The following is a 13,724-nucleotide window of genomic DNA, read 5'->3' as shown; positions in this document are numbered from 1 at the left end:
GGTCATGGGCCAAGGTGCGTGGCCGACCGTATCTTATCCGATCGGCCTCGGTGCGCCGGCCCGCGTGCCGGTGCTGGCCGTGCGCCACGCGAGCGCCGCGCCCGCGAGCTGCAGCGCGCTGCCCGTCAGCATCGCGACCCGCAGCCCCGACGCGCCGCCGCCGCACGCGTCGTACAGCGCGCCCAGCAGCGCGACGCCGAAGACCGCGCCGATCATCCGCGTCACGTTCATCAGCGATGCCGCCGTGCCGGCGCGCGCGGCGTCGACTGCGCCGACGGCCGTCGCGGCCAGCGAGCCGACCGCGAGGCCGAGGCCCGTGCCGGTCAGCGCGAGCCCCGCCTCGGCCCACGCGAGCATCGGCGCGTGCGGATTCGTCGACCCGGCCGCGCCGATACCGATCGCGGCGAGCCCGAGCCCCATCAGCGCGACGCCGCCCGCGCCGGCCGTGCGTGCGCCGACGCGGGCCGCAACGGCACCTGAGCCGAACGACACGAGCGCGAACGGCACCGACATCGGCAGCAGTGCGAGGCCGGCGCCGCTGGCGTCGAGCACGTGGTGGCTTTGCCATGCGAGCGGGAGCACGAACAGCATCCCGTAGCCGCCGAACGTCATCGCGCCGTTGCCGACCAGCATCCCGCGGAACGCGCGATTCGCGAACAGGTCGAGCGGCACGAGCGCGGCCGTGCCGAGTCGCCGTTCGATCCGCACGAACAGCGCGATCGCGGCCGCGCCGGTCCCGATCAGCAGCGCCGCGCGCTGCGGGTCGTGGCGCGCGTCGATCGTCGCGAATACGACGCAGCCGATCGCGATCGCACCGAGCACCTGCGCGGCCGGATCGAAGCGCCGGCCCCGCGGATCGGCTGATTCCGGCACGACGGCGCTGGTGAGTGCGATCGCGGCGATGCCGAACGGAATCACGACGCCGAAGATGCTGCGCCAGCCGAGCGCGTGGATCAGCACGCCGCCGAGCGTCGGGCCGACGATCATCGCGATGCCGCCGCACGCGGCCCAGATGCCGAGCGCGCGTGCGCGTTCGGCCGGATGGCGCCAGAGCACGCGGACGATCGCGAGCGACGCGGGGATCAGCAGCGCGGCGCCCGCGCCGGCGAGCGCGCGGCCCGCGATCAGCACGCCCAGCGTCGGCGCGAGCGCGCACACGACCGACGCGCCGCTCAACACCGTCGCGCCGAGCACGAATGCACGCCGCCTGCCGTACAGGTCGCCGATCAGGCCGCCCGTGAGCAGCAGCACGGCATACGCGAGGTTGTACGCGTCGATCACCCATTGCAGCGCACCGACGCGGGCGCCGAACGCGGTGCCGATCGGTTCGGTCGCGAGATTGACGATCGCCGTGTCGATCTGCGCGATCAGCACGGCGATGCACAGCGCCGGCAGTGCCAGGCGGTGCCGGGCCGGCGCGGCGACATCGGCCGCACGGGGGGCAGCAGGGCGGCGTATCGGATTCACAGGCGTTCTCCCACGCGCTTCATTACCGTGCGCTACCGGCCAGCATGCCCGCGTCGCGCGAACGCTCGATGTCGGGGCTGCGATACGCGCGTTCGGGAATCTCGGCGAGCCGCGACGGATGCACCTGCTGCGGCGCCAGCCCGTAAAACTTCTGGAAGCTCATGATCAGCGGCGACCACTTGTCCGGATCGATGCGGTCCGGATGACCGTCCATCAGCAGGTCGGGATGCACGTGCACGCGCTGGATGCGCAGCTCGAACACGCGGATGCGGCCGCGCAGGTCGGGCGTGTCGTCGCCGATTCCGTAGGTGGCCGCGACGATCGCCTCCATGTGCACCGGGCATTCGAGCGCGCGCGGCGGCGTGACGGTTTGCGATGCCGCTTCGGTCAGCCCAGCCGTGCCGAACTTGTCCGGTTCGAATACGTAGCCCTTCGCGCGTTTGCCGTCGGGTACCGGGTACGTGCCCGTCGTGCGCGCGATCCGGTCGACCGCGTCCGCCTGCGCCGACGACGGCAGGTTCAGCACGCATTCGCCGGTGCGCAGCAGGTTGCGGGTGGTCTGCGAACTGGCAGCGATGCCGATCACGCCGCGCCAGCCGAGCCAGAACGCGGACGAGATCGGCGCGAGATTGGCCGTGCCGTTTTCGTTCAGCGTGCTGACCAGCACGACGGGCGTGCCGAAGTAGAGGATGTTCGGTTCGGTGACGCAATGCGGTGCATTCATGGTCGAGGCCTTTGTTGACGGGATCGGTTCCCATGCTGATCCCGTCGCGGCGATGCGGCGCTCCGAATCTTGTCGTGTCATTCCGGACGATGCGCGCGGACCGCGCCGGCAGCGCGCGGGCTTTTCCGCTACAGTAAGAAATCGAAGGCCGCACCCGCCCGCATCGCGCCGGCGCGTGCAGTCACGTTCCGCCAACGCACACGAGGGCCTGATGGACACCGAGCAACGCTACACCGCCAACGCGCCGACCCGCGCGGAAGTCGACGCACTGGGCGGCGCAACCGTCATCGAATTCGGCGCGAACTGGTGCGGGATCTGCGCAGGCGCGCAGCCCGCGATCACGGCGTCGTTCTCCGCGCATCCTGCCGTGCGGCACTTGAAGATCGAGGACGGCCCCGGCCGTCCGCTCGGCCGCTCGTTCGGCGTGAAGCTGTGGCCGACGCTGGTGTTCCTGCGCGACGGGGTCGAAGTCGCACGCGTCGTGCGCCCCGCCGACGCGAAACAGATCGAAGCCGACGGCTTCGCCGCGCTGGCCTGAGGTCATGGCGATGCAACAGGCCATCACGCACGTCGGCGTCGACACGCGCGGCGGCGGCCTCGTCGAAATTACGCCGCAGGTGCGCGCGTTCGTCGACCAGCAGGCGATCCGAACCGGCCTGCTCACGGTGTTCTGCCGCCATACGTCGGCGTCGCTGCTGATCCAGGAGAACGCGGATCCGTCGGTGCAGCGCGATATCGAACGCTATTTCGCGACGCTCGCGCCCGAGGACGACACGCGCTACGAGCACGACACCGAAGGCGCCGACGACATGCCCGCGCATCTGCGCACGGCGCTCACGCAGGTGCAACTATCGATCCCGGTCGAGCACGGACGCATGGTGCTCGGCACGTGGCAGGGGATCTATCTGTTCGAGCATCGTCGCGCGGCGCACCGGCGCGATATCGTGCTGCATCTGCTCGGCGAGTAGGCGAGTAGGCGAATCGCGGGGCAACGGGCACGCGTGATGCCGCGCCGGCGCGCGGCTCAGGCGAGCAGTGTCTCGACGAGCGCGCCGAGCTCGCGCAGGTGGACCGGCTTCGGCAGGAACGCGTCGAACACCCGCTGGTTCTCGCGCAGCGCCGCCGATTCATACGCGCTGACGCCGAGGATCGCCGGATGCCGACCGTTGTCGTCGGGTTCCGCCACCGCCCGAATACGCCGCGCCACGTCGAATCCGCTCAGGTCCGGCAGTTCGAGATCGAGCACGACGAGGTCGTAGCGGCCCGTGCCGAAGCGCGCGACGCCTTCCTGCCCGGTGCCGCACAGATCGGCGTCGACGCCGAGCGCCGAGAGCATCGCGCCGAGCGTTTCGCGCGCGTTGTCGTTGTCGTCGACCACCAGCGCGCGCCGGCCGTGGCACGCCAGCGCGGGTGGCGGCGCGGGCGCATCGCCGGCGGCAGTGCCGGCCGTATCGACGCCCGGCACTTCGACCGGCAGCGTCACGACGAACTCGCTGCCTTCGCCGACCACGCTGCGCACGTCCACATGCCCGCGTAGCGTCGTCACGATTTCGCGCACGACCGCGAGCCCCATGCCGATCCCGTCGACGTGCAGCCCGACCGCGTCGTTCGCGCGATAGAACGGCTCGAAGATCTTCGACAGATGTTGTTTCGCGATGCCGGCGCCGGTGTCGCGCACGGCGATCTTCAATTGCTGGCCGGCCGCCGCGTCGGCAAGCGTGATCGCGACCGTGATCGAGCCGCCGACAGTGTACTTGACCGAGTTCTCGATCAGATTCGACAGCACCTGTCGCAGCAGCTTGCGATCGGAGCGGATCGCGAGGCCGGGCGGCTCGACGAGCTGCGTGACCGCGATCCGTTTCGCGACGATCTTCTCGCGTAGCGGTTCGAGCGCTTCGGCGAGCAGCGGCGCGATGCCGACGGTCTCCAGTTCGGCGACGCGCTTCGTCGAGCGCAGCTTGATGTAGTCGGTGAGGTCCTTGACGAGCGCCTCCAGCGACAGCGCGGAGTTCTGCAGCCGCCGAATCGTCTTCAGGTTCGCGTCGGACTGCGAGCGCGCGAGCAGGATCTCGATCGATCCGCAGATCGCCTGCAGCGGCGTGCGCAGTTCGTGGCTGACCATCCCGAGGAACGCATTCTTCGCCTCGATCATCTCGAACGCGCGGTCCGACGCCTTGCGCTCCGCATCGAGCGCGGCGTTTTGCCGTTCGAGCAGGTCGTCGCGCGTGCGCATCGTATAGAGCAGCAGCAGGAACAGCGCGCACAGGAGCACACCGAGCACGATGCCGAGGATCAGGATCGCGCGCTGTTTGTCCTTCAGTTGATGGAACGTGAAATCGCGCTGAGCCATTTCGATCGCGCGGAAGTAGTTCGCGAGGCCGTTAACTTTCGGCCAATACGCATTGACTTCGTCGATCACCTGCCGCGCCTGCATCGGCGACTCGCGCAGCAGCGGCACCTCGCGCTTCAGGCGCGTCATGAATTCGCCCAGCGCGTCGATCTCGTTGCGCGCGCGCGGGATGCGCAGCCAGTATTGGGACACTTCCGACGGCCGCTGCAGGAACCCGAACGACACCGACAGGCTGTCGAGCTGCATCTGCACGTGATCGAAGTCGTCGTCCTCGCGCGTCGCGTAAAGAATCAGCTGACGATCGAAGCGCGTATAGACGTTTCGGTATTGCGCGGCGGTCCAGAACACGCCTTCGCGCGGCCCCTCGAGCACGCCCTCGTTGACCGAGGTGGCGAGGAGATCCCACAGCAGGAACGCCCACGCGGCGAACCCCATGATCCACAGCGAGCCGAGGACCAGGATGATTTTTCTATTTTTCCATCGCCGCCGCGTCATGTCACTTCACGGTCAGACCGATGATCTGCCACGCGAACTTGGCTTCGCCGAGCGGCGTCTTCAGCTCGTCGGGATACTGGTCTCGCGGATACATGATCCACAACGGGCCGTAGTTGTCGTTGCCGAGCACCTTGCCGTTCATCGTCCGCGCGAGGATCACGCCGTACTTGTCGGCGTCCGACACGGGAATCGTGAACGTGTATTCGTCGATGCAGCGAAATTCGATCTGCGTGCCGTGCGCGCCGACCGTCTTCAGCACGTCGGACAGGCGCGGGCCGGTGAAGGTCGCCTTCGGCGTCCAGCTCGTCGACGTGACGATCGTATGCTGCGGCAGCGCCATCAGCGCCTGCTCGGAAAAGACGTAGCTCATCTTTCCCTGCTGGTTACTCTTGCTGATCTTGCCGTCGACGGTGAACGTGAACGACGACGCGGCCCATGCCGCAGCGGCCATCCCGAGCAGGCAGGTTGTCAGCAGGCTTTTGATCCAGATGGTTGAAATGCGCATGTTTTTCCCTCGGTCTTATGGTGCGTGTAGTGGGTTGTCGCGCCGGTCGCCGTTTCCGTGCTCGGTGCTCAGTTCGTCGCGGCCGCTGCCGCCGGCAGCGTGAGTTTCAGTTCGCGGGCGACTTCCGCGAACAGGATCGGCAGGCGCACGGGCTTTTCTTCGCAGCGCGCGTTGTAGTGCGACACGATGTGCGCAATCTCGTCCTCGCTCGCTTCGCCGGTCGAGATCTTGCCAGTCAGCAGGAAGATCGGCGCGCCGCTGTTCTCGCTCGAGCGGATGCCGCGCACGAGTTCGGCGGCCGTCTGGTCGCCGAGCATCCAGTCGAGGATGTAGCCATCGAAATCCTCGACCTCTAGCGCCTTGCGGAAGCTCACACCGTCGAAGTACGGAATCGCGTTCACGCCTTTCTCGATGAAGTATTCACAGACCGTTTCGGCGACGTCGTGCGAATCGTCGACCACGGCGATGCGCGCCGCGTACACGTTCGGCTGCGCCGAGCGCAGCTCGATCACGTCGACCGGATACGTGCGGCCCTCACGCGCATGCTCGCGTTCGGTGACGATCCATTCGCCCTGCCACTGCAGCGCGACGAAATCCGTTTCGATCTGGCTGGTCGCCTTCGTCGAGATCGCGGCGCGGCAGCGAAAGCGCTTCGACTCGATCACGAACGTCGCGTCGATCATCTCGGCCGCGGCCGGCTGCGTGCCCTTGTCGTCGAGCAGGATCGCGGGTGGCACGCCGAAGTGCGTCGCGATGTCCTGCAACTGCGACAGGTTCCACGGGATCAGGCCTTTCATCTTGCGCGTGACGACCGAGAAGCTCAGGCCGAGCACGTTCGCGATCGTCGTGTTGTGGCTGCGCGGCGGAATGCCGTTCCGGTTCAGGAGATCGCGCACCTTGTTGGCGGTGATGAGATCGACGTTGGCCTGCTCGGTGGTGGACATCTCGATGGGGTCTCCAGGGGTTTTGGGCGAGGTAGAGCATATCAAAGCTGACGTGTCACGCAAACTTCAAACACGCTAAGGGCCTTGACATGCCGTTTTTCTCCATTATTATTGCTCACCACGTCACTATTGTTTGTTGCGTCATGTTTGGAGATCGATTCCGGCCCTGATCGGACAGCGAAAAGCGGCAGCAATGAAGTAGTGATGGAACGATTCGAAGAGAGAACCTGAGAGAGCCTAGGACTGCGTGTCGGCGTTGGCGGATGGAATTGTATCCGCTGCGCCGCGCGCAACCGGGTACGAGCTCGCGGGGTGGGATAGCTCGAAGCATTGCGGCGCCGATAAAAATTTGAGGAAAGTACCCATGTATCGCCGTTTACTCGCACCGGGGCTGTTGTTGCTGTTGGCCGCGTGCGCGCAGGATCCGTCCGTCACCGGGAACACGGTACGGATCTGCGACGACACAGGTTGTTCCGATCGCCCTAAAGATCAGGTCTCCTATCAAAAAAGGGACGAGGCGGAAGACCGCGAAGAGCCGCGCATCGCCGCGCTCAAGCAGACCGCGAAGACCCAGCCGAAGGCCGCCTACGACCTCGGCCTGCGCTATTTCCGCGGCGACGGCGTGCGCCAGGACAGCTACCAGGCGCTCAAGTGGATGCGCGAGGCCGCCGAACGCGGCGACCTGAACGCGCAGAAGGCGCTCGGCAGTTTCTACCTGTTCGGCCTCGAGGAAATGGGCTCGGATGCGCGCGAAGCGGAGAAGTGGCTGTCGATCGCGGCCGGCCGCGGCGACAAGGAATCGAAAAAGCTGCTCGATCTCGCGCGCAAGGCGAAGAAAGAAGACGAAGAAGACTGGAAATGGCGCACGCAATGGCGTGACGTCTATTACGGCTACTGGTACTCGGGCTATCCGTACTACGGCGTCTGGCAGCAGACGTACTGGTACTACTGACCGGGCATCGAGCAACGGGGGCAGCCGCGGGGAGACCACCATCGCGCGCCACGCCGGGGGGCTTATCGAAGTTCGCACGGACACATAAGCCGAACAACGACTCTAATCGATCGACAACGACAATGAAGACCAACCTTCTCCAACGTCTCACTCAAGGTGCGCTGGTTGCAGCGCTTGGCGCGTCCGTCGCGGGTTGCGGCGGCGTGGTGACGCCCGGCGGGCAGAACGCCGGCGTGACGGGCGCCGCGGCTGGCGGCGCGAGCGCCGGCGCCGATTCGCAACTGCAGCGCTGCACGTCGCCGCTCGGCACGATCGCGGTCGACGACGGCCGCAATGCCGACTGGTGGGGCCCGTTCGGCAGCGCGACCAAGATGACCACAATCGACCCGCTGCTGCGCCTGGCGGTGCAGCAGTCGAACTGCTTCGTGATCACGTCGATCGGCAACCAGAAGAGCGACGCGCGCCTGTCGCGCATCACGCAGCTGCAGCGCAACTCGGGCGAATACCGCGCGGGCTCGAAGCAGCAGAAGGGCCAGCGTGTCGCGGCCGACTACTACATGGAGCCGCAGATCGTGATCAACGATTCGCCGATCGGCGGGATCGGCAGCATGATCGGCGGGCTGATCGGCAACAGCGCGGTGGCGGCGGTGGCGGGCCACCTGCAGACGAAGGCGTCGGTCGTGACGCTGACGCTGTTCGACGTGCGCTCGGCGGTGCAGATCGCGGCGTCGGAGGGCAGCTCGACGGCGACCAACTACGGCGCGGCGCTGGGTGGCTTCGGTGGCGGCGTGGGCGGCGCGCTGGCGGGCTTCTCGTCGACGCCGGAAGGCAAGGCGACGGTCGTCGCGTTCATCGATGCGTACAACAAGATGGTCGTCGCGCTGCGCAGCTACAAGGCGCAGGACGTCAAGGGCGGGCTGGGCCGCGGTGGCCAGCTGCAGGTCAACTGACGTCGCCGGGCCGGCGAGGGCCGCCGGCCGATTGCCTTGATTCCTGGTGTCCGATTCGTGAGGGTCGGTGCGTGCGGCACGATGCGCGCGTACCGGCTGCGTTCGTCCTGTTCGTTCGGAGGGTGATCCCGATGAAAGCCGTTGCACTGATTGCATTGACCTGTCTGGCGCTGACCGCTTGCGGCGGTGGCGACGACAATTCCTCGCCCGCGGCGTCCGGCGGGTCGGGCACGACCAACAACGGCGGCAGCGGCGGCACGGGTTCCGGCGGCAGCGGCGGTTCGGGTGGCTCGGGCGGCGTCACGCTGACGTGGCGCTACGAGGCGCAGCCTGTCGCGGCCGACAAGGCGAGCTTCCTGACGCTGATCAACAACGAAGGCGCGAAGGGCTATCGCTATCTGGGTGACTACTTCTACACTGCGGGCAATGGCGGAACGCAGTCGATCTTCGTGAACGATGGCACCGCGCAGACCTACACATACCAGTTGCAGACGGCACCGGCCGACATGACGTCCTTCGTTAATGCGGCCAACGCGCAGGGGGCGAGCGGCTACCGCTACGAAGGGCCGCTCACGTACGGCGATCTCTATCGCAAGGATGGCGGTTCATCCGCCACCTACACGTACACGACGACTAGCCTGCCGGCCGATGCCAACGCGTTCCTCACGCAGGCGAACGGCCAGGGCCAGTCGGGCTACTGGTTGCTCGGCCCGCTGATGGTGGGCGCCGTGCAGGCGAACGTGTACATGAAGAATAACGCGTCGAACGCGACCTATACGTACGACGCGCTGGCGCCGACGTCGACCGTCAACGACTTCATTGCACAGGCCAACAGCGAAGGGGCGAAGGGTTATCGCGCGAAGGGCGGCATGGCATTCGGTACCGCGATCTCGTGGATCTACGTGAAGGACCAGACGCAGTCGCCGACCTTCACGTACCAGTCGGCCGCGATCCAGTCGACCGGCGCGAGCTTCGTGCAGCAGGCCAATACGTTCGGCGCGCAAGGAGGCGCCTATCTGAGCGATCTGGCTCTGGGCACCCCCACGCCGGTGATGGCATCGTTCTATTTCACGCCGAAGAACTGCACGGGCTTCCTGTGCACGACGCTAAATCCGCTCACGCAGAATTAGGCGGGCGCGTTGCCCGCTGCTGCATTGCGCGAGTCGTTGCAACTAGCACGATCCGAGTACGTCGAATCGAGTGCCTCAGGTGCGCCACGTGATATGCGGCTGCATCTTTCGCCGCCGGCTTGCCGGCGGCATTTCAATTTATACGTGTGTCGGTTTGGGTACCGGGGCCGTTAAGTGCGAACTGTCTCGAAAAGCGACGTCACCCGTTGCGAAAAATCCCGTTATACGCACTCAACGCCGGCGCCCCGCCGAGATGCGCGTACAACACCTTCGACCCCGGCTCGAATTCCCCGAGCCGCACCTTGTCGATCATCCCGTGCATCGATTTTCCTTCATAAACGGGATCCGTCAGCATGCCTTCCAACCGCGCGCACAGCCGAATTGCTTCCAGCGTGCCGTCGCTCGGTAGCCCATATTCCGGGCCGCCGTAACGCGTGTCGAGCACGACATCCCGTTCGACGATATCGCGGCCGAGCCCGACTAGCTCGGCCGTATGCCGTGCGATGCGCGTGATCTGTTCGCGCGTCTGTTCCGGCTTCGCCGAAGCATCGATGCCGATCACGCGGTCCGCGCGCCCGTCGGCCGCGAAGCCGACGACCATCCCTGCCTGCGTGCTGCCCGTCACCGAGCAGACGACGACGTAGTCGAACCTGAAGCCGAGCTCGGCTTCCTGCGCGCGCACTTCTTCGGCGAAGCCGACGAACCCGAGGCCGCCGAGCGGATGCTCGGAACAGCCGGCCGGAATCGGATACGGCTTGCCGCCCGCCTGTCGCACGCTCTCCATCGCTTCTTCCCAACTACGGCGAATGCCGATGTCGAAGCCGTCGGCTACGAGCCGCACGTCGGCGCCCATCATCCGCGACAACTGGATGTTGCCGACCCGGTCGTACACCGGATCTTCATAGTTGACCCAGTGCTCCTGCACGAGCACGCACTTCATCCCGAGATGCGCGGCGACGGCCGCGACCTGGCGCGTCTGGTTCGACTGCACGCCGCCGATCGACACGAGCGTATCCGCGCCTTGAGCGAGCGCGTCGGGAACGAGATATTCGAGCTTGCGCGTCTTGTTGCCGCCGAACGCGAGACCGCTGTTGCAGTCCTCACGCTTCGCATACAGCTCGACCTTGCCGCCGAGATGCGCGCTCAGGCGCTTGAGCGGCTGGATGGGCGTCGGGCCGAACGTCAGCGGATAACGGGGGAAGCGTTGCAGATTCATCGGCGGGGCTCCGGAACAGGGGACGAGGCGGAAATCGGATCGTTCGGGCGCGGCCGGCAGGCCGTGGTCCGATGACGAAAATGATAGGCAGAAGCACGGGAAATGAGCTTGCGAAATCAATTGCGGCAGCCTACGTTATCGACGATATGAGCGGAAGATAAACAATTTCAATTCGTCTAAAACGAGGTTTGCGCAATGAAATTAGATCGAAGCAGTGCATCGCCGGCCGACGCCGCACCGGCGCTCGACCGGATCGACCGCGCGATCCTGCGGCAATTGCAGCAGGACGCGTCGATCTCGAACGTGAGCCTCGCGGCGAAAGTGAAGCTGAGCGCGCCGGCGTGCCTAAGGCGCGTCGAGCGGCTGAAGGAAATGGGGCTGATTCGCGGCATCGTCGCGTTGCTCGAGCCGAAGCCGCTCGGCGCCGGGATGCTGGTCGTGATCGGCTTCGTGCTCGATCGCTCGACGCCGGAAACGTTCGCCGCGTTCGAGAAGGCCGCGCAGAAGGTGTCGGGGTGCGTCGAGTGCCATGTCGTGACCGGCGAGTTCGACTATTTCATGCTCGTGCGCACGCGCGACAACGACAGCTTCAATCGGCTGCACGCGGAACAACTGCTGTACCTGCCGGGCGTACGGCAGGTGCGTTCGTTCATGGTGCTCAAGGAGATCCTGTCGACCCATGCGTTGCCGCTGTAGCGCGGCGGGACGGCCGGTTTCGCGTCGGTCGGCCGCGCGGAACGAATCGCGATTGCACCGTTCATACGTCAGTTCGCGTCCTTGACTATCATGCGCCGATGCAGGGCAGTGGCTGCATGTCGCGACAACCCAACTGTGAGGGCATCATGGCAAGACAGACGATGGCGGAATACCTGGCGAAGACGCTCGCGGCAGCGGGCGTCGAGCGCATCTGGGGCGTGACGGGCGACAGCCTGAACGGCCTGTCGTTCAGCCTGAGCCAGCTCGGCTCGATCCGCTGGATGCACACGCGGCACGAGGAAAGTGCGGCGTTCGCGGCCGGCGCCGACGCCGCGTCGACCGGGCGGCTCGCGGTGTGCGCGGGCAGTTGCGGCCCAGGCAACCTGCACCTGATCAACGGGCTGTACGACTGCCACCGCAATCACCAGCCGGTGCTCGCGATCGCCGCGCACATCCCGTCCACCGAGATCGGTCTCGGCTATTTCCAGGAAACCCATCCGCAGGAGCTGTTCCGCGAATGCAGCCACTTCGCCGAACTCGTGACGAACGCGTCGCAGTTCCCGCGCGTGCTGGCGCGCGCGATGCGCACCGCGATCGACGAGCGCGGCGTGGCGGTGATCGTGCTGCCGGGCGACATCGCGCTCGGCGACGGCCCCGACGAAGCGCCCGCGTGGAGCGACGCGGCGCCGCCGGCGATCCTGCCGGCCGATGCCGACCTCGACCGGCTCGCGGCGCTGCTCAACGGGTCGGATGCGGTCACGCTGCTGTGCGGCAGCGGCACGCAGGGCGCGCACGACGAGGTGGTCGCGCTGGCCGACACGCTCGGCGCGCCGGTCGTGCATGCGCTGCGCGGCAAGCAGTTCGTCGAATGGGACAACCCGTTCGACGTCGGGATGACGGGGCTGATCGGTTTCAGTTCCGGCTATCACGCGATGGAATCGTGCGACACGTTGCTGATGCTCGGCACGGATTTCCCGTACCGGCCGTTCTATCCGGCCCACGCGAAGATCGCGCAGATCGACTGGAAGGGCTCGCAGCTCGGCCATCGCGCGCCGCTCGCGCTCGGGCTGGTGGGCACCGTGAAGGAAACGATCGCGGCGCTGCTGCCGCGGCTCACGCGCAAGACGCAGCGGCGCTTCCTCGAGAATGCGCTGAAGCACTACGCGGCCGCGCGCAAGGGGCTCGACGATCTCGCGGTGGCCGAGCCGCCGGGCCGCGCGATCCATCCGCAGTACCTGACGAAGATCATCGACGAGGTCGCGGCCGACGATGCGATCTTCACGGCCGACGTCGGCACGCCGACGCTTTGGGCGGCGCGCTACCTGACGATGAACGGCAAGCGGCAACTGCACGGCTCGTTCAACCATGGGTCGATGGCGAATGCGATGCCGCAGGCGCTCGGCGCGCAAGGTGCGCATCCGGGGCGGCAGGTCGTGTCGCTGTCGGGCGACGGCGGGCTGTCGATGCTGCTCGGCGATCTGCTGAGCGCGCGCCAGCTCAAGCTGCCGATCAAGATCGTCGTGTACAACAACAGCCTGCTCGGCTTCGTGTCGATGGAGCTGAAGGCGGCCGGCTATCTCGACACGAACGTCGACCTGAGCCCGACCGACTTCGCGGCGATTGCGAAGGGCGCCGGCATCTTCAGCGTGCGCGTCGAGCATTCGGAGAACGTCGAACACGCATTGCGCACCGCGTTCGAGCATGACGGGCCGGCGGTGGTCGACGTCGTCACGTCGAAGTACGAGCTCGCGATGCCGCCGAAGATCGAGCTCGCGCATGCGAAGGGCTTCAGCCTGTTCATGCTGCGTGCGATTCTCAGCGGGCGCGGCGACGAGATCGTGGAACTGGCGAGAACCAACTTGCGGTGACGGTGTATCGCGCGTCGTGCGGCGAGCGTGACGCGCGGTTCGCAGGCGGGGCTGTACCGCTCACTTGCGCACGGTTTCGATGAACGGCGGGAACAACGATATGGCGGCCGAAGTGCTGACCCCATTTCGGCCGCCGTACCCATAAGGACCGCACTCGCGCCGCGATCGACACGGCGCTGCGGCAGGCCCGGTTGGTCGACGCGCGTTATCCCGCGCAGTCGCGGCAGCGCATCGATGATGGCTCGGCAATCGACGGCCGATCCGGCACGAATTGGTCAGGAGAATCAGGGTCAATCTTCACGTCGTCTTAAGTTTGCGTTTCCTAGAATCGATTGATCGTCGCGTGTCCCGCGGCGGACCGATTCGCCCAGGAGGATGCGCATGAACCTTGCCCGTGTCGCCGTAGCCCTGTCCCGCGCAGTCGTCG

General features: G+C 66.5%; 13 protein-coding genes. 7 read left to right on the top strand and 6 right to left on the bottom strand.

The features are described 5' to 3' along the window. Positions 1-33 precede the first annotated feature (33 nt). Both MMB92_RS03130 and MMB92_RS03125 read right to left on the bottom strand, forming a co-directional pair. The gene (locus tag MMB92_RS03130) at positions 34-1,467 is read right to left on the bottom strand and encodes an MFS transporter (RefSeq protein WP_080747331.1); all 1,434 of its coding nucleotides are present in this window, start codon (positions 1,465-1,467) and stop codon (positions 34-36) included. A gap of 22 nt (positions 1,468-1,489) precedes the next feature. Beyond that, positions 1,490-2,191, bottom strand: coding sequence for a flavin reductase family protein (locus tag MMB92_RS03125; protein ID WP_069353699.1), 702 nt, complete (start codon positions 2,189-2,191; stop codon positions 1,490-1,492). 211 nt (positions 2,192-2,402) lie between these two features. Between MMB92_RS03125 and MMB92_RS03120 the strand changes: the two genes are divergently transcribed. Together MMB92_RS03120 and MMB92_RS03115 are read left to right on the top strand one after the other, a co-directional pair. After that, complete coding sequence (locus MMB92_RS03120; RefSeq protein ID WP_006485487.1) at positions 2,403-2,729, top strand: thioredoxin family protein; 327 nt, start codon at positions 2,403-2,405, stop codon at positions 2,727-2,729. Between the two features lie 10 nt (positions 2,730-2,739). Next, complete coding sequence (locus MMB92_RS03115) at positions 2,740-3,159, top strand: secondary thiamine-phosphate synthase enzyme YjbQ (RefSeq protein ID WP_012493085.1); 420 nt, start codon at positions 2,740-2,742, stop codon at positions 3,157-3,159. Positions 3,160-3,215: 56 nt separating this feature from the next. Here MMB92_RS03115 and atsR read toward each other — a convergent pair whose 3' ends face one another. The 3 genes from atsR to MMB92_RS03100 form a co-directional block, all read right to left on the bottom strand. Then, complete coding sequence (atsR, locus tag MMB92_RS03110) at positions 3,216-5,036, bottom strand: hybrid sensor histidine kinase/response regulator AtsR (protein ID WP_264835972.1); 1,821 nt, start codon at positions 5,034-5,036, stop codon at positions 3,216-3,218. Position 5,037: 1 nt separating this feature from the next. Continuing rightward, positions 5,038-5,541, bottom strand: a complete 504-nt coding sequence (locus MMB92_RS03105; protein ID WP_264835971.1) for a molybdopterin-dependent oxidoreductase — start codon at positions 5,539-5,541, stop codon at positions 5,038-5,040. A 68-nt stretch (positions 5,542-5,609) separates the two neighbouring features. Then, positions 5,610-6,485, bottom strand: coding sequence for a helix-turn-helix domain-containing protein (locus tag MMB92_RS03100; RefSeq protein ID WP_034202876.1), 876 nt, complete (start codon positions 6,483-6,485; stop codon positions 5,610-5,612). A gap of 364 nt (positions 6,486-6,849) precedes the next feature. On the opposite strand from MMB92_RS03100, the gene MMB92_RS03095 reads away from it, so the two are divergent. The 3 genes from MMB92_RS03095 (at position 6,850) to MMB92_RS03085 (ending at position 9,517) form a co-directional block, all read left to right on the top strand. Continuing rightward, positions 6,850-7,437: a tetratricopeptide repeat protein gene (locus tag MMB92_RS03095; RefSeq protein ID WP_006491392.1), complete on the top strand. Its 588-nt coding sequence runs from the start codon at positions 6,850-6,852 to the stop codon at positions 7,435-7,437. 122 nt (positions 7,438-7,559) lie between these two features. Continuing rightward, entirely contained in the window at positions 7,560-8,387 is an 828-nt protein-coding gene (locus MMB92_RS03090; RefSeq protein WP_006498538.1) for a hypothetical protein, read from the top strand. Between the two features lie 131 nt (positions 8,388-8,518). Next, the gene (locus MMB92_RS03085) at positions 8,519-9,517 is read left to right on the top strand and encodes a hypothetical protein (protein WP_277562506.1); all 999 of its coding nucleotides are present in this window, start codon (positions 8,519-8,521) and stop codon (positions 9,515-9,517) included. 199 nt (positions 9,518-9,716) lie between these two features. Here the strand turns inward: MMB92_RS03085 and MMB92_RS03080 are convergent, their stop codons facing one another. Beyond that, positions 9,717-10,733 carry a 1-aminocyclopropane-1-carboxylate deaminase gene (locus tag MMB92_RS03080; RefSeq protein WP_006485468.1) on the bottom strand — a complete coding sequence of 339 codons (1,017 nt, stop codon included), beginning with the start codon at positions 10,731-10,733 and terminating at the stop codon, positions 9,717-9,719. Between the two features lie 195 nt (positions 10,734-10,928). Between MMB92_RS03080 and MMB92_RS03075 the strand changes: the two genes are divergently transcribed. Next, a complete protein-coding gene (locus MMB92_RS03075) occupies positions 10,929-11,429 on the top strand; it encodes an Lrp/AsnC ligand binding domain-containing protein (RefSeq protein ID WP_058902658.1) in 501 nt (166 codons plus the stop codon). 146 nt (positions 11,430-11,575) lie between these two features. Continuing rightward, entirely contained in the window at positions 11,576-13,297 is a 1,722-nt protein-coding gene (gene poxB / locus MMB92_RS03070) for a ubiquinone-dependent pyruvate dehydrogenase (protein ID WP_034178655.1), read from the top strand. The last annotated feature ends 427 nt before the right edge of the window (positions 13,298-13,724 follow it).

The sequence above is a fragment of the Burkholderia sp. IO2 genome (assembly GCF_029522185.1).
GTDB lineage: Bacteria > Pseudomonadota > Gammaproteobacteria > Burkholderiales > Burkholderiaceae > Burkholderia > Burkholderia cenocepacia.
This window is presented reverse-complemented; position numbering and strand designations above follow the sequence as displayed.